General features: G+C 72.4%; 23 protein-coding genes. 13 read left to right on the forward strand and 10 right to left on the reverse strand.

The genetic code is table 11. The annotated features are described in order from the left end of the window. The first annotated feature begins 92 nt into the window (after window positions 1-92). The 7 genes from NX794_RS00330 to NX794_RS00360 all read left to right on the forward strand — a co-directional run bounded on the left by NX794_RS00330 (window position 93) and on the right by NX794_RS00360 (window position 7,253). A complete protein-coding gene (locus tag NX794_RS00330; RefSeq protein WP_258775877.1) occupies window positions 93-1,253 on the forward strand; it encodes an NAD(P)/FAD-dependent oxidoreductase in 1,161 nt (386 codons plus the stop codon). Window positions 1,254-1,285: 32 nt separating this feature from the next. Beyond that, window positions 1,286-1,588, forward strand: a complete 303-nt coding sequence (locus NX794_RS00335; RefSeq protein WP_258775878.1) for a (2Fe-2S)-binding protein — start codon at window positions 1,286-1,288, stop codon at window positions 1,586-1,588. Beyond that, on the forward strand, window positions 1,581-2,942 hold the full coding sequence (locus NX794_RS00340; RefSeq protein ID WP_258775879.1) for an FAD/NAD(P)-dependent oxidoreductase: 1,362 nt from the start codon (window positions 1,581-1,583) through the stop codon (window positions 2,940-2,942). Before NX794_RS00335 ends, NX794_RS00340 begins: the two co-directional genes overlap by 8 nt. A gap of 44 nt (window positions 2,943-2,986) precedes the next feature. Continuing rightward, the gene (locus tag NX794_RS00345) at window positions 2,987-3,883 is read left to right on the forward strand and encodes a dihydrodipicolinate synthase family protein (RefSeq protein ID WP_258775880.1); all 897 of its coding nucleotides are present in this window, start codon (window positions 2,987-2,989) and stop codon (window positions 3,881-3,883) included. A gap of 16 nt (window positions 3,884-3,899) precedes the next feature. Continuing rightward, window positions 3,900-4,901: a proline racemase family protein gene (locus NX794_RS00350; RefSeq protein WP_258775881.1), complete on the forward strand. Its 1,002-nt coding sequence runs from the start codon at window positions 3,900-3,902 to the stop codon at window positions 4,899-4,901. A 33-nt stretch (window positions 4,902-4,934) separates the two neighbouring features. After that, entirely contained in the window at window positions 4,935-5,633 is a 699-nt protein-coding gene (locus NX794_RS00355; RefSeq protein ID WP_258776382.1) for a GntR family transcriptional regulator, read from the forward strand. A gap of 207 nt (window positions 5,634-5,840) precedes the next feature. Next, a complete protein-coding gene (locus tag NX794_RS00360) occupies window positions 5,841-7,253 on the forward strand; it encodes an amino acid permease (protein WP_258775882.1) in 1,413 nt (470 codons plus the stop codon). Between the two features lie 76 nt (window positions 7,254-7,329). Here NX794_RS00360 and NX794_RS00365 read toward each other — a convergent pair whose 3' ends face one another. Both NX794_RS00365 and NX794_RS00370 read right to left on the reverse strand, forming a co-directional pair. Continuing rightward, window positions 7,330-8,136, reverse strand: coding sequence for an IclR family transcriptional regulator (locus NX794_RS00365; RefSeq protein WP_258775884.1), 807 nt, complete (start codon window positions 8,134-8,136; stop codon window positions 7,330-7,332). 36 nt (window positions 8,137-8,172) lie between these two features. After that, a complete protein-coding gene (locus tag NX794_RS00370) occupies window positions 8,173-8,667 on the reverse strand; it encodes a VOC family protein (RefSeq protein ID WP_258775886.1) in 495 nt (164 codons plus the stop codon). A 108-nt stretch (window positions 8,668-8,775) separates the two neighbouring features. Between NX794_RS00370 and NX794_RS00375 the strand changes: the two genes are divergently transcribed. Further along, a complete protein-coding gene (locus NX794_RS00375; RefSeq protein WP_258775888.1) occupies window positions 8,776-9,615 on the forward strand; it encodes a fumarylacetoacetate hydrolase family protein in 840 nt (279 codons plus the stop codon). A gap of 137 nt (window positions 9,616-9,752) precedes the next feature. On the opposite strand, the gene NX794_RS00380 is transcribed toward NX794_RS00375, so the two are convergent. Beyond that, window positions 9,753-11,393, reverse strand: a complete 1,641-nt coding sequence (locus NX794_RS00380) for an MFS transporter (RefSeq protein ID WP_258775889.1) — start codon at window positions 11,391-11,393, stop codon at window positions 9,753-9,755. Between the two features lie 127 nt (window positions 11,394-11,520). Here NX794_RS00380 and NX794_RS00385 point away from each other — a divergent pair, with 127 nt between their 5' ends. Beyond that, entirely contained in the window at window positions 11,521-12,024 is a 504-nt protein-coding gene (locus NX794_RS00385) for a MarR family winged helix-turn-helix transcriptional regulator (protein ID WP_258775890.1), read from the forward strand. Window positions 12,025-12,048: 24 nt separating this feature from the next. Here NX794_RS00385 and NX794_RS00390 read toward each other — a convergent pair whose 3' ends face one another. The 6 genes from NX794_RS00390 to NX794_RS00415 are packed head-to-tail and all read right to left on the reverse strand — an operon-like array spanning window position 12,049 to window position 18,261. Next, the gene (locus NX794_RS00390; RefSeq protein WP_258775891.1) at window positions 12,049-13,641 is read right to left on the reverse strand and encodes a bifunctional 3-(3-hydroxy-phenyl)propionate/3-hydroxycinnamic acid hydroxylase; all 1,593 of its coding nucleotides are present in this window, start codon (window positions 13,639-13,641) and stop codon (window positions 12,049-12,051) included. Next, on the reverse strand, window positions 13,638-14,738 hold the full coding sequence (locus tag NX794_RS00395) for an alcohol dehydrogenase catalytic domain-containing protein (RefSeq protein ID WP_258775892.1): 1,101 nt from the start codon (window positions 14,736-14,738) through the stop codon (window positions 13,638-13,640). Before NX794_RS00395 ends, NX794_RS00390 begins: the two co-directional genes overlap by 4 nt. A gap of 31 nt (window positions 14,739-14,769) precedes the next feature. Then, window positions 14,770-15,753, reverse strand: coding sequence for a cupin domain-containing protein (locus NX794_RS00400; protein WP_258775893.1), 984 nt, complete (start codon window positions 15,751-15,753; stop codon window positions 14,770-14,772). A 51-nt stretch (window positions 15,754-15,804) separates the two neighbouring features. After that, on the reverse strand, window positions 15,805-16,551 hold the full coding sequence (locus tag NX794_RS00405) for a dienelactone hydrolase family protein (RefSeq protein WP_258775895.1): 747 nt from the start codon (window positions 16,549-16,551) through the stop codon (window positions 15,805-15,807). Between the two features lie 31 nt (window positions 16,552-16,582). Then, window positions 16,583-17,257 carry a class II aldolase/adducin family protein gene (locus NX794_RS00410; RefSeq protein ID WP_258775897.1) on the reverse strand — a complete coding sequence of 225 codons (675 nt, stop codon included), beginning with the start codon at window positions 17,255-17,257 and terminating at the stop codon, window positions 16,583-16,585. 26 nt (window positions 17,258-17,283) lie between these two features. Further along, window positions 17,284-18,261, reverse strand: coding sequence for a TAXI family TRAP transporter solute-binding subunit (locus tag NX794_RS00415; protein ID WP_258775898.1), 978 nt, complete (start codon window positions 18,259-18,261; stop codon window positions 17,284-17,286). 157 nt (window positions 18,262-18,418) lie between these two features. Between NX794_RS00415 and NX794_RS00420 the strand changes: the two genes are divergently transcribed. Further along, window positions 18,419-18,793, forward strand: a complete 375-nt coding sequence (locus NX794_RS00420; RefSeq protein WP_258775900.1) for an antibiotic biosynthesis monooxygenase family protein — start codon at window positions 18,419-18,421, stop codon at window positions 18,791-18,793. A gap of 134 nt (window positions 18,794-18,927) precedes the next feature. On the opposite strand, the gene NX794_RS00425 is transcribed toward NX794_RS00420, so the two are convergent. Beyond that, window positions 18,928-20,163: an NAD(P)/FAD-dependent oxidoreductase gene (locus tag NX794_RS00425; RefSeq protein ID WP_258775901.1), complete on the reverse strand. Its 1,236-nt coding sequence runs from the start codon at window positions 20,161-20,163 to the stop codon at window positions 18,928-18,930. A 121-nt stretch (window positions 20,164-20,284) separates the two neighbouring features. Here NX794_RS00425 and NX794_RS00430 point away from each other — a divergent pair, with 121 nt between their 5' ends. The 3 genes from NX794_RS00430 to NX794_RS00440 all read left to right on the forward strand — a co-directional run bounded on the left by NX794_RS00430 (window position 20,285) and on the right by NX794_RS00440 (window position 21,979). Continuing rightward, window positions 20,285-20,869 carry a pyridoxamine 5'-phosphate oxidase family protein gene (locus tag NX794_RS00430; RefSeq protein WP_258775902.1) on the forward strand — a complete coding sequence of 195 codons (585 nt, stop codon included), beginning with the start codon at window positions 20,285-20,287 and terminating at the stop codon, window positions 20,867-20,869. Then, on the forward strand, window positions 20,869-21,192 hold the full coding sequence (locus NX794_RS00435) for a 2Fe-2S iron-sulfur cluster-binding protein (protein WP_258775903.1): 324 nt from the start codon (window positions 20,869-20,871) through the stop codon (window positions 21,190-21,192). The genes NX794_RS00430 and NX794_RS00435 overlap by 1 nt, the downstream gene beginning before the upstream one ends. 169 nt (window positions 21,193-21,361) lie before the next feature. Further along, entirely contained in the window at window positions 21,362-21,979 is a 618-nt protein-coding gene (locus tag NX794_RS00440; protein ID WP_258775904.1) for a TetR/AcrR family transcriptional regulator, read from the forward strand. The last annotated feature ends 83 nt before the right edge of the window (window positions 21,980-22,062 follow it).

Consider the following 22,062-nt stretch of genomic DNA (forward strand, 5'->3'; position numbering starts at 1 on the left):
CGCGGGTTGGCGTCAAGGGGGCGTCCACGCCTGGAGATCGGACGACTGCGCGGGGTCTCCTCAGAGGGTGCGACATGTGACATAGTACTGCCGTGGCGAAGCGACTGACCTGCGATGTCGTGGTCGTCGGGGCCGGAATGGTGGGCGCGGCGTGTGCGTGGTACGCCGCGCGGGCGAGCCTCGACGTGCGTGTGGTGGACCGGGGGCCGGTGGCCGGCGGCACCACCGGCGCGGGCGAGGGCAACCTCCTGGTCTCCGACAAGGGACCGGGCCCCGAACTCGAACTGGCCCTGCTGTCGGCCCGGTTGTGGGCGGAGCTGGCGGACGGTCTCGGCGCGGCCGTCGAGTACGAGCCGAAGGGCGGCCTGGTGATCGCCTCGACCCCGGCGGCCCTGAGCGCGCTGACCCGGTTCGCGGCCGGCCAGCGCGCGGCCGGGGTGACGGCCGATCCGGTCGGCCCGGACGAACTCCGCTCCCTGGAGCCTTACTTGATCCCCGGCGTGGCGGGCGGTGTGCGCTACCCGCAGGACGCCCAGGTCATGCCGGCCCTCGCGGCGGCCCACCTGCTACGGGCCTCCGGCGCCCGCGTGCACACCGGCCGGACGGTGACCGGTGTGCTGCGGGCCCCGGACGGCACCGTGCGCGGCGTCCGCACCGACCACGGCGACCTGCACGCGCCCGCGGTGGTGAACGCGGCCGGCACGTGGGGCGGTGACCTCGCGGCACTGGCGAGGGTACGGCTGCCGGTGCTGCCCCGGCGCGGCTTCGTCCTGGTCACCGAACCGCTCCCGCGCCGGGTCCGGCACAAGGTGTACGCGGCCGACTACGTGGCCGACGTGGCGAGCGACTCGGCCGCCCTGCGCTCCTCGCCGGTCGTTGAGGGCACGGCGGCGGGCCCGGTCCTGATCGGCGCCACCCGCGAACGCGTCGGCTTCGACCGCTCGTTGTCGCTTCCCGCGGTCCGGGCGCTGGCCAGGGGCGCGATCGGCCTGTTCCCGTTCCTCGCCGGGGTCCGCGCCCTGCGCACGTACGCCGGATTCCGCCCGTACCTGCCCGACCACCTGCCGGCGATCGGCCCCGACCCCCGCGCACCGGGCCTGTTCCACGCCTGCGGACACGAGGGCGCCGGCATCGGACTCGCCACCGGCACCGGGCGGTTGATCGCCCAGGCGCTCACCGGAAAGGCGCCGGACATGGACCTCACGCCGTTCCGGCCGGAGCGGTTCGACACCGAGGGAGGCGAGAGCGCGTGAGACCACAACAGCCGGCACAGGCACGTCCGGACGTGAGAGCACGGCAGTCGGGACAGGCACGTCCGGACGGCACCTGCACGGTCACCTTCGACGGCCGCCCGCTGGAGGCGCGGCCCGGACAGACCGTCGCCGCGGCGCTGTGGGCGGCCGGCGTGACGGCCTGGCGCACCACTCGTCGGGCGGGCCGGCCGCGCGGGGTGTTCTGCGGGATCGGGGTCTGCTTCGACTGCCTGGTGACCGTCAACGGCAGCCCCAACCAACGGGCTTGCCTGGTACCGGTACGGCCGGGTGACGTGATCGGCGTCCAGGAGGGGACGGGCCGGGACGATGACTGAACGACCACGCCTGGCCGTCGTCGGCGCGGGTCCGGCGGGCCTCGCCGGCGCGCTGGCCGCCGCCGCGCGGGGCGTCGACGTGACCCTGGTCGACGCGGCCGGCCGGCCCGGCGGCCAGTTCCACCGGCAACCCTCCCCCGCCCTCGGCGCACCGCCCCGCCAGGGACACACCTGGGAACGGCTGCGGACGGGACTCGACCGGCACCGCGTCACTCACCTGACGGAGCATCATGTGTGGTGTGTGCAGCGGGACTCGATGTCCTTCCTCGTGCACGCGCTGCTCGGGCCCGCCCAGGACGAGGGCGTGTCCCTCCGCGCGGACGCCGTCCTGCTCGCCACCGGCGGTCACGAGTACGTCCTGCCCTTCCCCGGCTGGACCCTCCCGGGCGTGATCACGGCGGGCGGCGCACAGGCCATGCTCAAGGGCGAACGAGTGCTGCCGGGCCGTCATGTCGTCGTCGCCGGCACCGGCCCCCTGCTGCTGCCCGTCGCCACCGGTCTCGCCGCGGCCGGTGCCGAGGTGGCCGCGCTGGTGGAGTCCGCCGACCCCGGGGCGGTGCCGCGCCGGTTCCCCGACCTGCTGGTACGGCCGGACAAGCTGGCCGAGGGCGCCGGGTACGCGGTACGGCTGCTGCGGCACCGCGTCCGCATCCTGACCCGGCACACCGTGGTGGCGGCCCACGGCACCGACCGGCTGGAGGCGGTCACCGTGGCCCCGCTCAGCCCCGGCGGCCGTTCCCTCCGCATCCTCTGCGACACCCTCGCCGTCGGCCACGGCATGCTCCCGGGCACCGACCTCGCCGAGACCCTCGGCTGCACCCTGACCGGGACCGCCGTACGGGTCGACGCCGAGCAGCGCACCGACGTGCCCGGCGCCTGGGCCGCCGGTGAGACCACCGGCATCGGCGGGGCGGCCCTCGCGCTCGCCGAGGGCCATATCGCCGGCCGCTCCGCCGCCGCCCGTCTGTACGGCAGGACACCCGACCCGGCCGGCTGGGCGCCGGCCGCGCGCGCGAGGTCCCGGCTGCGGCGCTTCTTCGCGGCGGTGGACGCGGTGTGCGCACCCCCGCCGGGCCGGGCCGGGTCGGTCCCGGACGACACCGTGGTGTGCCGCTGCGAGGAGGTCACCGCCGGGGAGGTCCGGACGGCCGTGAGCACGCTCGGCGCCACGGACGCGCGCTCGGCGAAGCTGCTCACCCGGGCCGGGATGGGCTGGTGCCAGGGCCGGATGTGCGGGCCCGCGGTGGCCGCCCTGACCGGCTGCCCGCTCACCCCGGGCCGCCGGCCCTTCGCCCGTCCCGTACCGCTGGGGGTCCTGGCCGCGCTGCCGGACCCGGACGCCCCCGCCCCCTGACACCTCCCTGTGCCATGTCACACCTCACTGACTTGGAGTCCGACATGCCCGATCTCCGCTCCCACCCCTGGCGCGGCATCCTCGTCGCCACCGCGCTCCCCCTGCGTGAGGACCTCTCGATCGACCACGACCGGTACGCGGAGCACTGCGCCTGGCTGGTCGAGCAGGGCTGCGACGGCGTGGTACCGAACGGCTCGCTGGGCGAGTACCAGGTGCTCACGCCCGAGGAGCGCGCCCGGGTGGTGCGCACCGCGGTCGCCGCGGTCGGCGGTGACCGGGTGATGCCCGGTGTCGCCGCGTACGGCTCCGCCGAGGCGCGGCGCTGGGCCGAGCAGGCGGGCGAGGCCGGCTGTGCGTCGGTGATGCTGCTGCCGCCCAACGGCTACCGGGCCGACGAGCGGGCGGTCCTCGCCCACTACGCCGAGGTGGCGAAGTGCGGGCTGCCGGTGGTGGCGTACAACAACCCGGTCGACACCAAGGTCGACCTGGTGCCCGAACTCCTGGCCCGGTTGCACGGGGAGGGGTACGTCCGGGCGGTCAAGGAGTTCTCCGGTGATGTCCGGCGCGCCTACCGGATCGCCGAACTCGCCCCGGACCTCGACCTGTTGGCGGGCGCCGACGACGTGCTGCTGGAGCTGGCCGTGGCGGGCGCCAAGGGCTGGGTGGCCGGCTACCCCAACGCGCTCCCCCGCGCCTCGGCCGAGCTGTACCGCGCCGCCACGGCCGGGGATCTCGCCGCCGCGCTCCCCCGCTACCGGCAGCTGCACCCGCTGCTGCGCTGGGACTCGCGGACCGAGTTCGTGCAGGCGATCAAGCTGTCCATGGACGTCGTCGGGCGGTACGGCGGACCGGTGCGCCCGCCGCGCGTGCCGCTCACCGCCGAGCAGCGGGACGCGGTCCGGGCGGCCACCGAGAAGGCCGTAGCGGCCGGACTCGTCTGACAGGGAGGCCGGCACCGTGCGCAGCAGACTCGTCCTGCACGCCGTGGACTCGCACACCGAGGGCATGCCGACCCGCGTGATCACCGGCGGGATCGGCACCGTACCCGGCGCGACGATGAACGAGCGGCGGCTGTACTTCCGCGAACACCGCGACCACGTCAAGCGGTTGCTGATGAACGAGCCGCGCGGCCACTCCGCGATGAGCGGCGCGATCCTGCAACCGCCGACCCGTCCCGACTGCGACTGGGGCGTCCTCTACATCGAGGTCTCGGGCTACCTGCCGATGTGCGGACACGGCACGATCGGCGTCGCCACCGTGCTGGTCGAGACCGGCATGGTGGAGGTCGTGGAGCCGGTGACCACCATCCGGCTCGACACCCCGGCCGGCGTGGTGGTCGCGGAGGTGGCGGTGGCGGACGGCGCCGCCCGGCACGTGACCCTGCGCAACGTCCCGTCCTTCGCCGTCGGTCTGGACCGCGAGATCGCCCTCCCCGACGGCCGCACGGTCACCTACGACCTCGCCTACGGCGGCAACTTCTACGCGATCCTGCCCCTGGACGCCTTCGGGCTGCCCTTCGACCGCTCCCGCAAGGACGAGATCATGGCGGCCGGACTGGCTCTCATGGACGCGGTCAACGCGGAGGCGGAACCCGTGCACCCGACCGATCCCTCCATCCACGGCTGCCACCACGTCCACCTGTACGCGCCGGGCGCCACCGCCCGCCGCTCCCAACACGCGATGGTCATCCACCCCGGCTGGTTCGACCGCTCCCCGTGCGGCACGGGCACCAGCGCGCGCATGGCACAACTGCACGCGCGCGGTGAACTCCCGCTGCACACCGAGTTCGTGAACGAGTCCTTCATCGGCACGCACTTCACCGGCCGGCTGCTCGGCACGACGGAGGTCGGCGGCCTGCCCGCGGTCCTGCCGAGCTTCACCGGCCGGGCGTGGCTCACCGGGACCGCGCAGTACCTGCTGGACCCCACCGACCCGTTCCCGGAGGGTTTCGTCCTCTAGCCGTCCTCTAGACTCACCCCGGTGACGCGTGACATGGCACAGCCCCCGGCACAGACCCCGCAGGACGCGGACCTGCCCGCCTTCCCCCGGCTCGGCGGCCGGCGCAGCAGTTACCGGGAGCGGGTGGCGGAGGCGCTGCGTGCCGCGCTGATCGCGGGCGAGCTGCGGCCCGGCGAGGTCTACTCGGCGCCGTCGCTCGCCGTCCGCTTCGGCGTCTCGGCGACGCCGGTACGCGAGGCGATGCTGGACCTGGCCAAGGAGGGGCTGGTCGACACGGTCCCGAACAAGGGCTTCCGGGTCACCGCCGTCTCCGACCGGCAGCTCGACGAGTACACCCATGTCCGCGCGCTCATCGAGATCCCGACCGTGACGGAGCTGGCCCGCACGGCCGACCGGGTCTCGCTGGAGGCGCTGCGCCCGGCGGCCCGCGAGATCGTCACCGCCGCGGTGGCTGGCGACCTCATCGCCTATGTGGAGGCCGACACCCGCTTCCACCTCGGCCTGCTGGCCCTGGCGGGCAATGCCCACCTGGTGGAGGTCGTCGCCGACCTGCGCAAACGCTCCCGCCTCTACGGGCTGACCGCGCTGGTGAAGGCGGGCCGGCTGCTGGCCTCGGCCCAGGAGCACCTGGATCTCCTGGACGCCCTGCTGGAGCGCGACGAGAAGGCCGCCCGGGAGATCATGACCCGGCACCTGGGACACGTCCGGAGCCTCTGGGCGGCCGGCGACTGACCACCGGCCGCCACTTCGCGCCACCGGCCGCCCCTCCGCACCACCGGACATCTCACGGCGTCCGGCTCTCATCACGGCGCTTTTTGCGCGCTCCGGCGGCCCGGACGGGCAAAGGGGCGGCGATTTTGAGCCACTGCGGACCGTCGCCGACCATGGGCCGGTCCCGGCGATCCCGGGAACGTCAGTTCCATGAGAGGCGCACCAGCCATGCACAGCACCGGAACCGTCCCGCAGTCGGCTCCGGCCCCCTCGGAGACCCGCGCGGTTCCCGGCGGGGACCCCCACGACACCCCCGGCGGACCTGCCCGCCGGTTCGGCCTGCCCGTGGCCACCGCGCTGGTCATGGGCAACATCATCGGCGGCGGCATCTTCCTGCTCCCCGCCTCGATCGCGCCCTTCGGCACGGTGAGCCTGGTCGCCTTCGGCGTGCTGACCGTCGGCGCCATCGCGCTGGCCCTGGTCTTCGGCCGGCTCGCGGCACGCGACCCCCGCACCGGCGGGCCGTACGTGTACGCCCGCGGCGCGTTCGGCGACTTCGCCGGCTTCCTCGCCGCCTGGTCGTACTGGATCACCACCTGGGTGTCCAACGCCGCGCTCGCCGTCGCCGCCGTCGGCTACCTCGACGTGCTGATCCCGGTGGGCGGCCATCGGTGGAGCGCCTGCCTGGCCGCGCTCGCCCTCCAGTGGCTGCCCGCGCTCGCCAACTTCGCCGGCACCCGCTACGTGGGCGCGGTGCAGCTGGTCTCGACGGTGCTGAAGTTCGTCCCGCTGCTGCTCGTGGCGGTGGGCGGTCTGTTCTTCTTCGACCCCTCCCGGCTCGGGCCGTTCAACTCCAGTGGCCAGGGCGCGGTCGGCGCGGTGTCCGCCTCGGCGGCGCTGCTGCTCTTCTCCTACCTCGGGGTGGAGTCCGCAGCGGTCAGCGCCGGCGAGGTCAGGGACGCCCGCCGCAACGTGGGCCGGGCCACCGTGATCGGCACCGCGGGCGCCGCCCTGGTCTATCTGCTGGGCACCCTGTCGGTCTTCGGCACCGTCCCGCACGACCGCCTGGTGGCCTCGACGGCGCCGTTCTCGGACGCGGTGAACACCATGTTCGGCGGGGGCTGGGGCGGTACGGCGGTGGCGCTGGCCGCGCTGGTGTCGATGACCGGCTGCCTGAACGGCTGGACGCTGCTGAGCGCCCAGACGCCGTACGCCGCCGCCAAGGACGGCCTGTTCCCGGCGGCCTTCGCGCGCCGTCGCCGGGGTGTGCCCACGGTCGGTGTCGCGGTCACCGTGGTCCTGTCCTCGCTGCTGACGGCGTACAACTACCTGTCGGGCTCGGGCCGGGTCTTCGAGGTCCTGGTCCTCGTCACCACGTTCACGGCGACCGTGCCGTATCTGCTGGCCACCGCCGCGCAGCTCTTCCACCTCGTCTCCGGCCGCGGCCCGGTGGACCGGTCACGGCTGGTCCGGGACGCGGTGATCACCTCGGTGGCCGCCGCCTTCTCGATCTGGCTGATGGCGGGCGCCGGCTACGCGGCGGTCTACCAGGGCGTGCTGTTCCTGTTCGCGGGCGTCCTGGTGTACGCGGTGATGGCGGCCCGGCGAGTGCGGCGCGAGGCGGTGCGGGACGCTTCCTGATCACCGGGGAGCGTCAGGCGTGTCCGCGGCATGACGCCGTGGGCACGGGGTGGGGGGGCTCCCGCGCTCCGCGGGGTCAGTACGCCCCCATCCGCGCGATCTGCCGGGACAGTTCGTCCGCGGCCTCGCGCACCGGTGTCACGTAGCGCGGAAGTTCCTCGTCCGGCACGCGGTGGGAGAGTGCCGCGATGCTGAGGGCGGCGACGACGCGGCCGTCCTCCGCCCGCACCGGTGCGCCGATGCCGAGGACGTCGGGGTCGAGTTCGCCGCGTCCCACCGCGTAGCCCCGGTCCCTGATCTCGGCGAGGTGCGCCCGCAGCTCGTCCGGATCGGTGTGGGTGGCGTCGGTGAAGCGGGGCAGCGGCTCGGCCAGCAGCTCGTCGAGTTCGCCGTCGGGCGCCCAGGCCAGCAGGGCCAGGGCCGCCGCGCCGGCGTTGACGGGCAGCACCTGGCCCCGCTCGTACGACAGGCGCAGGGTGCGGCCGGATTCCTCGCGCTCCAGACAGACGACGGCGGAACCGGCGCGGCGGGTGAGCAGCGCCGGCATTCCGGTCCGCTCGACCAGGTCGCGCATGACGGGGCGGGCCAGCTCCGACAGCCCGACCCCCTTGCGCGCCAGACGCGCCAGGTCGAGGACGCGGGGGCCGAGACGGAACCCGGAACCGGCGTCGTTCTCCTCCAGGAAGCCGTTGGCGGTCAGCGACTGGAGATAGCGGTACGCCGTGGACCGGGCGACGGCGAGGTGTGTGGCCACCTCGTTGGCGGAGAGGGTGAGCCGCTCCTCATCGAACAGCAGCAGGATGTCCAGGGCTCGGTCGGCGGTCGAGTTGCGTACGCGATACCCCTGACCGCTTCCTGTTTCGCGAGGAGCAGTTCCTGACATGCGAGAAAGATAGCAGGGGCCGTCCGGGGCGCCCGGTCACTGCACCGGCCGGTAGGCGGGACCGTCGTCGGCCAGCAGGCGTTCGGCCTCGGCGTAGATCGCCTCGGGTGCCATCCCGAAGTCGATGGTCTTGCGGAACGGCTGGCGCACGTCCCGCTCGACGCGCAGGTAGACCTCGTTCCGGTTGCCTTCCGGATCGAAGAAGTAGATGCCGAAGGCGTTGCCGTGCGTGACCTCCTGCTGCACCTCGACCCCCTCCTCCTCGAAGAGCCGGTGGAAGGCCCGGATGTCGTCGAGCGAGGCCACCCGCCAGGAGATCTGGTGCTGCTGCTTCTCGCCGATGGCCGCGGTACGGCCCTCCTGCAGGACGAACTCGTGGTGCTCCTCGTCGGGCCGCGCGCTGAAGAAGACGATCCCGAGCCCCTCGTCCTCGTCGGTGACCGTCAGCCCCATCAGCCGTTCGTAGAAGTCACGCATCTTCGGCAGGTCGTAGACCCACAGTCCCGTGTGGCCGAGTCCAGTGATCGCCATGACACCTTCTCCTCAGACGTCCTGCAAAGCAGGACAGCTATCCTGCATTACGAAACAAGAGTACGATCGCGTTCGGCACAGGTCAACGACGGAAGAGGGGTACGACCCATGCGACTGGCCACGCTTCGAGTCCGGGGGGAAACCCGCGCGGCACGCCTGGACGGCGACGAATACGTCCTGCTCCCCTACGCGGACCTCGGCGCACTGCTGGCGGAGGGCGAGCACTGGCGATCCCTCGCCGAGCGGCAGGAGGGCGACCGTGTGGCAGCGACGGACGCCGAGTTCGCGGCCCTGGTCCCGCATCCGAACAAGATCATCTGCCTGGGTCTGAACTACGCCACGCACATCAAGGAGATGGGCCGCGCCACCCCGGAGTACCCCACCCTGTTCGCCAAGTACGACGGCTCCCTGATCGGCGCCTACGACCCGATCGTGCTGCCCGTCGTCAGCGACCGCGTCGACTGGGAGGCCGAGTTGGGCTTCGTCATCGGCCGCAGGGCACGCCATGTGCCGAAGGAGGCGGCGCTCGGCTTCGTCGCCGGCTACACGGTGGTCAACGACGTGACGGTGCGGGACTACCAGCGGCGCACCCGCGAGTTCCTGTCCGGAAAGACCTTCGAGGGCACGACACCGGTCGGACCCGTGCTCGTCACCGCGGACGAGTTCGGCGACGCGGAGCCGGACCTGGAGATCCGCTGCGAGGTGGACGGCGCGGTGATGCAGCGTTCGCGCACCTCGGACCTGCTCTTCGGGATCGCCGACATCGTGTCGTACGTCAGCGACATCATCACGCTCCTGCCGGGCGACGTGATCTGCACCGGCACTCCCGGAGGCGTCGGAGACGGCCGCGACCCCAAGGTCTATCTGAAGGAGGGGCAGGTGCTGCGGACGGTCATCGAGGGGATCGGCGAGACGCGCAACCGGTGCGTCGCGGATCAGACGACCTGAGAATCACCGGGTCACCGGGCCACCGGTCGGGGCCGGCGACGGGCCATGCCTCCGCCGGGCGGTGAGCTGCCCGCCGTAGGACGACAGGCCGCCCGGCCTGCGGGGCCGGACGGGCGGCCGGCCGCCTCACGGACCGCTCAGACGGTCTCGGGCTCTACAGCCTCTGCGGGCTCCACGGTCTCCGCGGAGGAGCGCGGGGCGGCGCTCGCCGTCACCGCGTGCCCCGGGGCCGACGGCTTGCGGACGCCGATGAAGACCACGGTGACCGCGGCCGCCACCAGCATGCCGACGGCCCCGATCGTCGTGCAGGTGTGCAAGGCGGCGCTGAAGCTGTCGCCGAAGGCGCTCAGCGCCTGGCCGGTGGCCTTGCCGCCCAGGCCGAGGTGCCCGGCCGCGCCCAGCCCTTCGGAGGTCACGGCGTTGACGACGTGCTGCCGATCGGCCGCGCTCAGGCCGGCCGCGGCGAGGTTGTCCGGCAGCGAGGCCACCGTGTGGTCGGTGAGGACGACGCCGAAGACCGCAGGCCCCATGGCGCCGCCGACCTGGCGCAGCGTGTTGCTTCCGGCTCCGGCCATGCCGGCCAGGTGGTGCGGGACGCTGGTCACCGCGATCGCGGTGATGGGCGCCATCACGAAGGAGAATCCGGCGCCGATGACGGCGAGGACCAGGACCACGGGCCCCGCGCCCGTGTCCGCTTCGAGGGTGTCGAGCCAGAAGGTGCCGGCCGCCGTGACGACGAGCCCCCCGGTCAGCAGCAGGCCGGGAGCGACGCGCCCCATGAGACGGCCCACCACCGGCCCGAGGATCACCGCGAGGCCGTTGAGCGCCAGGAAGCGGAGGCCGATCTGCAGGGCGGACAGGTGCTGCACGGTGCCGAAGAACAGGCTGAGCGCGAAGACCAGGCCCACCTGCGCGAACAGGGCGAGGGCGATGACCGCTCCCGCACCGCTGAAGGCGCGCGAGCGGAACAACCGCATGGACAGCATCGGCGAGGAGGAGCGCAGTTCCACGGCGACGAAGGAGACCAGCCCGACCGCCGCGACGACGAACGCGGCGACGACCTTGCCCTCTCCCCAGCCGGACGCGCCGCCTTCGATGACGCCGTAGACGAGAGCGGCGATGGTCACGACCGCCGCGATCTGGCCCGGGATGTCGATGGCGCGCCCGTGGGCGGCCCGCGAGTCCTCCAGCAGCACGGCTCCGGCGACCAGACCGATCACGGCGACGACCAGCGCGGGCAGGAAGATCCAGCGCCAGCCGGCCCCTTCCAGGATTCCGCCGCTGACCAGCGGACCGAGCGACATGCCGAGACCCAGCGAGGCGGCCCACGCGGACACGGCCTTGGCCCGCGCCCGGAAGTCCGGGTAGACGTGGCTGATCAGGGCGAGCGTGGAGGTGAGCAGTGCCGCTGCTCCGACGCCGGACAGGGCCTGTCCGACCCAGACCTGGGCGACGCCGTTCGCGGTCAGGCTGACCGCCGAGCCGGCGGCGAAGAACCCGAGGCCGGACAGGAAGACCTTCTTACGGCCGTACAGGTCGCCGAGCAGGCCGAAGGTCAGGATGAACGCCGCCATCGGGAGGATGAACGCGTCAGTGATCCACTGCAGGTCGGACGTGGACGCTCCCAGCCCCTGTTGGATGCTGGGCAGCGAGACGGACACGCCGCCGATCGGGATGTACGACGCGAAGACTCCCAGGCAGGCGAGGAGCACCGTCATGGCGGGGCGTGAAGCCCGGTGGGCCGGTGGGCTGTGTGCGGGTGCGGTGGTGACGGACATGGAGATGCCCTCCTTTCATATTCGCTTCACTGCCATAATATCAGTAGTACTGATAACTAGATCGCACTGCTGCCACACCTTGGAATTTCGGTTACGATGACCGATCGACCACCCGAGGAGCGAGACCATGCCGGCCCCGAACGAGAGCACCGCCCCGGTGCCCCCCTGGCAGCAGACGCTGAACCACCTCCTGTGGAAGGCCGCCCAGGCCATGCACCGCACACTCAACGACGAGCTGGGCGAACTGGGACTCACGGTCAGCCAGTTCGCCCTCGCCGTCGCCCTGGACGAGTACGCCCCGTTGTCGGCCGCTGATCTCGCCCGCAGCCAGGGCCTCACGCCCCAGACGGTGAACACCGCCCTGGCCCAGGTCGACCGCCTCGGGTGGCTCCGGCGCAGGCCCCACCCGGTGCACAAGCGGGTGGTCCTGCTCGAACTGACGGAGCCGGGTCACGAAGGAGTCGCCAGGGGGCGGACGATCACCGATCATGTCGTCTCCCGCATCACGGCGTCCCTCGGCGGTGCGGAGGAGGCCCGGAGCTTCCGCGACGCGCTGCGCCGCGTCGCGGAGGAGCTGGACGGCCCGGACACGCCGGCTGTCAGTCTGTGGCCCGAGCGGACGAGGAGCTGACCGGAGACGCGGCCGGCGAGAGTCTCACGTCAGCACGGAGCGCAGCATCGAGGACACCGCCGCGATGTCGTCGGGCTTCATGACCGCGGCGACGTACCGGTCCGGCTTCACCAGGACGAACCGGTTGCGGGCGGTGGCCAGGGCCTCCTCCAGGCGACCGTCGGCGTCGGCGATCGCGTACCGGCCGGGGTGTGCGATCGGCAGGCGGTCGCCGAGGAAGACGTCGATCCGCCGGAGCGGCCAGGCGAGGTCACGCCAGTCGGGCCCGTCGAACCGCTGCCAGGCCGCGCCGGGCACGTCCACGGCGAGCAGGGCGAACCCTCGTCCGAGGACGTCGTCCAGCATCCGCGGTTTCAGGCTCGGCGGTACGAGCACCCGCGGTTGCGGCAGGATGCCGCCGGTCAGCGGGTGCGTGCCGGACACGAGACCCCGGTCGTGGCGGGCCGGCGGGCGGAACCGCATCCCGGTCAGATAGCGGCGGCCCGGCGGCGTGCGCAGCAGCGAGCGCACGGCGATGTCACGGACGAGGGCGCGCCGCCTGTCGGTGGTCATCACCACGTCGCCGAGCCGCTGGGAGTACGTCACGACCGCCCTCGCGTGCGGAGCGCGTTCCTGTTCGTACGTGTCCAGCAGCCGCTGGTCCGCGCGGCCGTGCCACACCTCGCAGATCTTCCAGGCGACGTTGGCGGCGTCCCGGACGCCCGAGTTGAGGCCCTGTCCGGCGAACGGGGGCATCATGTGCGCCGCGTCGCCGAGCAGCAGGCAGCGGCCGTCGCGCCATCGGTCGGCGACCACCGCGTTGAAGGTGTAGTTGGTGGAGCGTTCGACCTGGTCCTCGGTGATCTCCCGGTAGGGGGCGACCAGCCGGCGGATCGTCTCGAAGTCGGCCTCGCCCTTGGTGCCCTCGCCGGGGTGCAGGAGGAACTCGTAGCGGCAGCGTCCGCCGCGCCCCGGCACGATCACGGTGGGCCGGCCGGGGGTGCCGTGGTGCATGCCGTACCGCTCGTCGTGGTGGTCGCCGGTCGTGTCGGCGACGAGCCAGACCTGGTCGTGGCGCTCGCCGGTCATGCCGATGCCGAGCAGCTCACGGAGCGTGGAGCGGCCCCCGTCGCAGCCCAGGACCCAGCTGAACTCCTCCGCCTCGGGGGCGGAGGATTCCTCGCCGGTGCGGCGCAGCCCCACCAATACGCGGGAACCGCTTGGGTCGTTGTGTACGTCGACGAGTTCGGTGGAGAAGCGGACGTCGGCTTCCGGGCGGGACTTGAGGGCGTCCAGCAGGACCCGTTCGAGTTCGGGCTGGGCGAACTGGTTCTTGAAGGGGTGGCCGAGCCGGTAGGGCTGCGGGCCGCGCGCGTGGAAGAGCGGCCGGCCCTTGCGGTCGTAGTAGCGGGTGCCGGTGCCGGGGACGACGATGTCCAGGACGGCGTCCGCCAGGCCGGCCGTGTGCAGGGTGCGCAGCGACTCGTCGTCCAGGCTGATCGCCTTGGCCTCGTCGCTGGTGGCGGGGTTGCGTTCGACCAGGACGACCTGGACGCCGTACGCCGCCAGGAGGTTGGCGACGGTCAGGCCGACCGGTCCGCCGCCGACCACGAGGACGGGCGGGGCGGGGCGGTTCACGGATTGACCACCGCCATCCAGATGGGTTCGGTACGGCTCTGCATGGCCGCGACCGCCCGTTCGGCCTCGGCGAGCGGGAACCGGTGGGTGATGAGGTCGTCGACGTCGAGCGCGCCGCCGCCCAGCAGCTTCAACACCTCCTGGGCGTCGGCACGGGTGCAGGCCCGGGTGCCGACGATCCGCCAGCAGTTCACCATGACGGCGACCATCGGGAAGAGCAGGGGCGAGCGGTTGGCGCCCATGTGGACGAGGGTGCCGCCGGTGGCGAGCGCGGCCAGTGACTGGGCGGTGGCCGGTCCGTCGGGTACGTAGTCGAGCACCGCGTCGGCGCCCTGCGGTGCGAGGGCGCGCAGGGCGCCGGTGAGCGCCTGGGTGGTTCCCCAGTCGTCGGGAAGCTGTTCGAGTGCGACCGTGTCCACGGCCATGCCGCCCGCCAAGTGCCGTACGGCTGCCAGGCGTTCGGTGCTGCGGGCGACGAGGATGAGGCGGGCCACCCCGAAGTGGGCGGCGAGTTTTATGGTGGCCGTGCCCATGGTCCCGGTCGCGGCCGTGACGATCAGGGTGGCTCCGGTGGGCAGTTGCGCGCACTTGAGTGCCCGTACCGCGTTGGCGAGATCGTGGACCTTGGCGCCGACGTCGAAGCTGACGGAGTCGGGCAGTTGGTCGATGAGCCAGTGCGGTACGCGGACGTACTCGGCGAGCCCGCCGTCGTGGTAGCGGTCGTACAGCGGCATGGGTACGTCGCTGAAGGCGGCGTGGCCGATCATCGCCTGCTGCCGGCACATCATCTCGCGGTCGGTGCGGCAGGGGTCGCAGGCCCGGCAGTTCAGGTTGGGGTGCACGCGCACCCGCGCGCCGACGTCGATCCCGGTGACGTCGGGGCCGACGGCGGCGACGGCGCCCGCGGCCTCGTGGCCGAGCGTGGTGGGCAGGTGCTTGAAGGCGCCCTGGGCGAGCAGTGTCATCATGCCGGGGGCCAGTCCGGCGGCGGCGACCTTGACCAGGACCTCCCCGGGGCCCGGTTCCGGCACGGCGATCTTGTGCAGCTGCAGCGTGTTGGAGCCCTTCTGGGCTCGGGCGGCCAGCATGGCGGTCATGGAATGCGGCTCCTTGACGGGGTCGGGGGCGTCAGGCGCGCGCCGCGGCGAGCCGCTGCGGCGAGTACGGCTCGGCGGTCCTGGTCGTCTCGGCGATCTGGGGCAGTTCGCGGTCCGAGTACAGGGCGATGTGCTCGCTGTCCTGGGCGGTGACGCTGGTGTGGGCGAGGCCGAGGGGGATGCGGACGAAGTCTCCGGGGCCGAGTTCGACGATGCCGCGCTGCGTGATCAGGGTGCGGTGGCCGCTGATCTGGTACTGGATCTCGTCGGCGTCCAGGGTGCGGTGGTAGACGCGGCCGTCGCCGGCGGGCAGGCGCACGGTGGCGAGCCGGAAGGGGTCGGAGCGGTAGAGCCAGGTCACTCCGTACCCGTCGGCCGCGCGCAGGACCCGCAGCCGGTCCTTCTCCTTGTGGACCTGTTCGAGCAGGGCGCGCTCGTCGACCGGGAAGACGGTGATGTCGTGTCCGGGGGTGCCCATGCACTGGGTGACGGCCTCGTTGAGCCGCCCCGCCTCCCAGCCGGCAAAGGGCGGGAAGACCGGCTCCGAGTCGCGTTCCGCCGGGCGGTCCTCGGCGACCGGGGCGGGGGTGTAGAAGAGGAGGTGGCTCTCCTTGCGGCCGTAGTTGTCGTGGGCCACGCCGCGCGGGATACGGGAGAACTCGCCGGCGCGGTGCTCCACGACGCCCAGTTCGGTCATGAGGGTCCGCTCGCCCGCCACCTGGTACGAGATCTCATCGACGTCGGTGTTGCGGTGGTAGAAGGGCTGACGGTTGTCCATCGTCTGCCATTCGACGCGTACCTGGGCGCTCTCGTAGACGCCGCGGGGCGGGGCGAACGGCTGGGCCGCGTACTCCTGGGGGAAGTGCACCACCGTCAACGGCTCGTGGTCGCGCCACAGTTTGACGGGGAACGGGCTCGGATGGGGGGCGGAGAGGAGCTGGTGCTCGTCGCGTTCCACCGTCCGCGGCGGCTGTTCGGAGCAGATGACCTGGATGACTTCCTGCACGGTTCCCATGCGGACTCCCTGAAGCTGGACGGGTCGGTCGGGGCGGGCGGGGCGGACTGGTCAGGCCGTCGCGGGGAGGTGCCGGTCGAGGAAGGCGTGGGTACGGCTCCAGGCGGTGCCGGCCGGGTCCGCGCGGTACATGTGCGGCCGGGCGTCACAGGCGAAGGCGTGCCCCGCTCCCGGGTACACGTAGCTCTCGAAGGTGACGCCGGCGCTCTTCAGCGCGCTGTCGATCGCCGCCACCTGCTCGGCGGGGATGGTGGGGTCCTCGGCGCCCACGTGCAGCAGCACGGGTGCGTCGATGGACTGGGCGCGGTCGAGGACGGCGTGCGGTCCCGCGGCGATGCCGGGTCCGTAGAAGACGACCGTGGCCGCCAGGCCGCTGATGGCGGTGGCGGCGGTGAACGCGGCCCGGCCGCCGAAGCAGAAGCCGTTCACCGCGGTACGGGCGGCCGGGACGCCCTCGGCCTCGGCGAGGTGGGTCAGCACGGCGTCCACGTCGGTGACGATCGCGTCCGCTCCGATGGCTCCGATCAGCGGCATGGCCTCGGCGTGCTGCTCGTATCCGAGGGTGCCGACGCCGTTGCGGTGGAAGAGGTCGGGGGCCAGGGCGAGGTAGCCGCGGGCGGCATAGCGGCGGGCGATGTCCTGGATGTGGTCGTTGACGCCGAACGCCTCCTGGAGCACGATCACGGCCCGGTCGGCCGGGGTGCCGGGGCGTGCGACGTAGGTGCGCATGGGGCCGTCGGCGGTCGGCAGGGTGACCCAGTCGGTCGTCGCGGCGGTGGGGGTGCGGTGGTCGGTCATCGTTCGGTTTCCTTCGTCGTGCCGGGTGGTGTCAGGTGGTCCGGTGAGTGGCGGCGCGGCGCAGCAAGTACCGCCAGCCCGCCTCCAGTTGGCTGTCCGGCCAGCACTGGGCGCGCTTGGCGCGGGCCTCGGCCGCGTCCGAATACGTCCGGGGCGGGCCGGCGGCGAGGGCGGTCAGCTGGGTCCGGCAGGCCCGGTCCAGGAGGACGGCGTGCATCACGGCGGCCGGGACGCCGCGGCTCGCGGCGACCAGGCCGTGCCTGGGCATGAGCGCCGCCGGGGCGTCGCCCAGCGTGGCGGCGAGCGCCTTGCCGAGGGCCGCCGTGCTGACCAGGGCGCCGGTGTCACGGAAGCGGGGTACGTCCTCGCCGGCGAAGAGTGCCCCTTCGTGGGACAAGGGCAGCAGCGGCACGTCGAGCGCGGCGAACGCCACGGCGTCCGGGGCGTGGGTGTGCACGCAGCACGTCAACTCCGGGTTCGCCCGCAGCACTTCGAGGTGGATGTGACACTCCTTGTGCGGGGCCCCCTCGCCTTCGAGGACGTCGGCCGCCCAGGACACGAGCTGCAGCCGTTCCTCCCGGACCTCCTCAAGGCCCCAGCCGGGAGCCTTGATCCAGATGCCCCGGCCTTCCGGGTCCCGGACTGCGGTGTGCCCCCACACCATGTCGCCCTGTCCGGCGGCCGCCAGCGCGTGGGACGCCCGCACGGCCAGAGCCCGCGCTTCCCGGGGCGTCACGGCGTGGGCAGCGCGTCGTAGTACGCGGCGGCACCAGGATGGAGCGGAACCGGGGTCCTGCCCATCACGACCGGGTCGAGCGGGTAGCTGATCGGGCTGCGCTCGGGCGCGAGGTGGCGGTACTGGCTCTCGATGACGTGCCGCGTCTCACCGAGCACCCAGGCGATCGCGTAGGCGACGTCCTCGGGCAGATCACTACGTGTCAGGACGAGGAAGTCCGAGAAGTCCAGCGTCCGAAAGCGCGGGCAGCCGGGGAAGTGCCCCTCGTCGACCACGGCGGCGGGCCAGCTGTAGTCGTTCCACAGCCCGTCCAGGACGTCCGGCTCGACCTCCAGGAAGTTCAGGCCGGTGCCGATCTCCTGCCAGGCGGGGAGCATGTACGCCTCATGGATGACGGCGTCCGCCCGGCCGTCCCGGACGTGGTCCAGGGTCTCGAAGGGGCGCTCGTCCTCCAGGAACTCGCCGCCCCACCCCTCGATGTCGACGCCCGAGCGGGTCAGGAGTTCGTGCGCGGCGAGGCCGACGTAGTTCACTCCGTCGTGGACCGAAGTGGCCAGCTTCAACGCGGGCCTCGCCGCGCGCAGTTCGGCGAACGTGGTGATGCCGAGCGACTTGCGCACACCCATGACGAGCCGGTCGCGCTGCGGCACGACACCCAGGGCGCGCAGCTCCGGGAAGGCCTCTTCGGAGAACACCCCCCGCCCGTCGAGAGCTGCGGTCGCGAAGGCGACGGGCGTGGTCATCGCGACATCGACCTCACCGCGGCCGACCGCCCGCACCGCGTCACTGAAGCCACGGCTGTTCCAGATGGCGACCTTCGTATGAGGGCCGCACCGGTCGGTGAGTTCCTGGGAGATCCAGCCGCACACCCGGTGCAGGTTCGCGCTCCCCCAGTCACCCCGCAGATGCAGGGTGAGGGAACGGTCGATCTTGGGTTCCTGTGGGCGCGCGCCCCTGGCCGTCCGCTGAGACATGTCAGCTCCTGAACCTGTCGTGTCCTGATAACGAAGACTATGGTCCTGCCATGCGAAAAAATCCAGCCCCGCCGCCACGCACCCGCGGCACTGCGGACAGGTTACCTCTAGCACTAGAGGTAGAAGCCAGCGTAACAAGCGGAATCAGGAGAGGCGCATGATCGAGATCCGGGACATCGAACCCAGGCTCCCCTTCCGGGCCCAGCTCCAGGGCCACGACGACGGGCAGCCGGTCACCCTCGTCAACACCTTCGTCGCCCCCGAGGGCCGGACCGAGGCGGTCATCGACGCCTGGCGGAAGGACTCCTTCGTCATGAAGGCCCAACCCGGCTTCGTCTCAGCACAGTTGCACCGCGGCATCGGCGACAGCAGGGTGCTGACGAACGTGGCGGTCTGGGAGTCCCTCACCGCCCTCAGGAAGGCGTTCATGAACGAAGACTTCCAGAACCTCCTGCCGCTCTACCCTGACGGATCACTCTCCTATCCGATCCTGGTCCGGAAGATCGCCGTCGCCGGCGTCTGCACGGCCTGAGCACCCGCGTACGGCCGAGCCCTCCACGCGCCTTGACGCACTCGCCCGTCCCACCAACCGCCCGGGACCGCCCTCAGGTCCCGGGCCTCGCATCCCCTGACGGAGGGCGACGGCCGGGTCCGGTCCGGCGGAACTCAGCCGTGCCCGAGCACGGCCTCGCGCAGCGGCCTGGTCTGATCCCCGAGCGCCGAGGCCAAGACACGTGCACCCTCTCCGATGAGCTTGCGGCCGAGCGCGAACTCCCGTGGCGCGCTGACCGCTTCGACCGCTCGGAGCCGGTCGCCGCGCAGATGGAAGACGGCGAAGCCGGGACCGTCCGGCTCTCCGCGCAGCACACTCGTCCCCGCTTCCAGGGGCAGCCCCGCTATCTGGATCCTCAGCTCGTACTGCTCGGACCAGAACCAGGGCGTCTCCAGGGGACGCTGCGGCCGTCCGCAGATGGCGGCGGCCGTCCGCCGCGCCTGTTCGTGGGCGCTCTGGATGCTCTCCAGGCGCCCGCTGAAGCTCTCCCCCGCCAGGGGGCGGACGGTGACATCCCCGACGGCGTACACGCCGGGGGCGTCGGTGGCCCCCTGGGCGTCGACCAGTACCCCGTCCCGGCAGACGAGACCGGCCGCACGGGCCAGGGCGTCCCTCGGGACCGCGCCGACGGCGAGCAGCACCGCATCGCAGTCCAGACACGAGCCGTCGGCGAGCCGCACGGCCCCGACCCGCCCGTCCGGTCCCGCGAACAGCCTCTCCGCCTGCGCACCGGTGCGGATGTCCACGCCCCGGGACAGGTGGTGACGCTCCAGGCAGGCGGCCACCGTCGGGCCGGCGGTCCGGGCCAGCAACCGCGGCCGGGCCTCCAGGACGGTCACCCGGACCCCCCGAGCACGCGCGGAGGCCGCCACCTCGAGACCGACCCAGCCGCCGCCGATGACCACCAGCCGCTGCCCCGACTCCAGCGCCGCCTTGAGCAGTGTGGCGTCGTCCATGTCGCGCAGGACGTGCACGCCGTCGAGTCCGACGCCGGGCAGTCGCGGCACGCGCGGCCCGGCTCCGGTGGCGAGGACGAGGTGACGCCATGTCAGCTCCGTTCCGTCGGCGAGGCGGAGCAGATTCGCGGCGGGTTCGACCTTCTCCGCGCGGCTGCCGAGCAGCAGGTCGATGCGCTCCTGGGCGTAGAAGGCGGCAGGGCGCAGTTCCAGCGCTTCGGGGTCGGGGCTCGCCGTCAGCCACCCCTTGGACAGAGGCGGCCGCTGATAGGGCAGCCGGGGCTCGTCGCCCACCAGCAGGATCGTCCCCGTGAAGCCGGCCGCGCGCAGCTCCCCGGCGACCGCCGAGCCGGCGTGTCCCGCGCCCGCGATGATCACGTCGTAACGCCTCATGAACGAGACGCTAGCGTACGCATTCAGTAATTCAAGGTTTCCTTTCCCTTGTTTAGCTGGCTCCTAGTCGATACGGTCCCGTACACATTCGACCGAGCAGTCTGGTGGGAGAGGGATCCACATGGCAGTGACCCAGCCGAGTGCCGCGGACGTGGAGCGGGCCGTCGTCGAGCTGCTGCGGGAGGAGGAGGTCGGGGCGGTCGCGGTTCTGGACGAGAACGGATTCCCCTCCGCCGCGATGATGCACTTCGTCGGGGACGGCCTGACGGCCTACCTGCACACATTCACCTACACCCGGAAGTACGAGAGCATCCTGCGTGACCTCCGGGTCGGCTACACGCTCGCCCACATGCCCGCCGACGGCTTCGCGGGGCGCCTTCAGGCCCGTCACGTCCAGGTCACCGGCCGCGCCTCGTTCGTCAATGATCCCGAGGAGGTCGAGCGGGTGCTGGGGCTCAGCCACGAGCAGTTCGAGTGGCTGCGCGACTCCCCGGACATGTACGAGAACTTCCGGCGCGCCGGGGTGCGGCTGCGGCAGGTCTTCTTCCGCGTCGACCCGGTCGAGGGGGTGTGGCAGGACAACCGGGTGCGCATGATGTACCGCACGAAGCTGCGGTTCACCGAGGACGGACGGCACGTGGCCGAACTGGTCCCGTACCCGATGACCGGACCGTCGGTGCCCAGCCCTCTCGCCGCGGAGTCCTGATGGGGGTCAGGGTCACCTTCGTGGACGCGGCCGGGGTCGCCCACGAACGCGAGGCCGTCGTCGGGGACACCCTGATGCGCACGGCGGTAAGGACCGGCATCCGCGGCATCCTGGCCGAGTGCGGCGGTATCGCGGCCTGCGCCACCTGCCACGTCCACATCGAGCCACCCTGGGCTCAGCGCCTGGAGCCACGGTCCGAGACGGAAGAAGCGATGCTCGAACTCGCCCTGGAACCGGATGACTTCAGTCGCCTCAGCTGCCAGATCACGGTCTCCCCCGCACTGGACGGCTTGACCGTCCGCCTGCCGGCTGAGCAGATCTGACTCCCGAGGCCGGGTGGTTCACGCGCTGAAGAGCCCCGCCCGGAGGAGAGAAGCGGAGGAGAGAAGACGGCACCGTACACATCGGCGTTCGCGGCCCTGCACAGCCCGCTGCTCCCAGCGGCCCGCCGGTTGCGACGGCCCGGTGCCGAACCATACGATCACGTACACCATGTCCGTGAAAAAGATGCCCCCAGGTCGCGCGGCGGCACGCACGGCGGCCATCATCAGCGCCACTCACACGCTGTTGCGCGAAGTCGGCTACGAGCAGTTGTCCATCGACGCGGTGGCGGCCCGCGCCGGGGCGAGCAAGACCACGATCTACCGGCGCTGGCCCGACAAGCGGTCCCTGGTGTGCGCCGCGCTGCTCGACCGCTCGAAGGCGACCGCCGAACTGCCGGCCACGGCCGTGAGCCTGCGCGAGGATCTGATCGCCCTGGTGACGGCGCTGACCGCGCTGGCCGCACAGGAGGACACACCGGGGTTCGTGAGCCTGCTGGCGGCAGCGCAGAAGGACCCGGTCATCGCCGACACCCTGCGGGGCGGGGCGCTGGCCACTCAGCAGCGCAACTGCCGCGACGTCGTACAGCGCGCCATCGGACGCGGCGAGTTGAAGGACCCGGCGGTGACCGACGTCCTGTTCGACCTCATTCTGGGACGGGCTCTCGTCCGGCACATGATCCAGGGGCGGCCGTTCTCCGTCGACGCCCAGACCGAGTTCGTGGACACGGTGCTGCTACCGGTCCTGCACGCGGGCGGTCAGGGCGCCTGGGGGGTACGCCGCTCGTAGGCCTCGCCCTGGGGTGCCCGGCAGGGTGCACGCGGAGTGTCCCGGCCGATGATCACCGGCGGACCACGATCCCCGGCACCGCG

Source organism: Streptomyces pyxinicus (assembly GCF_024753135.1).
Classification (GTDB): domain Bacteria; phylum Actinomycetota; class Actinomycetes; order Streptomycetales; family Streptomycetaceae; genus Streptomyces; species Streptomyces pyxinicus.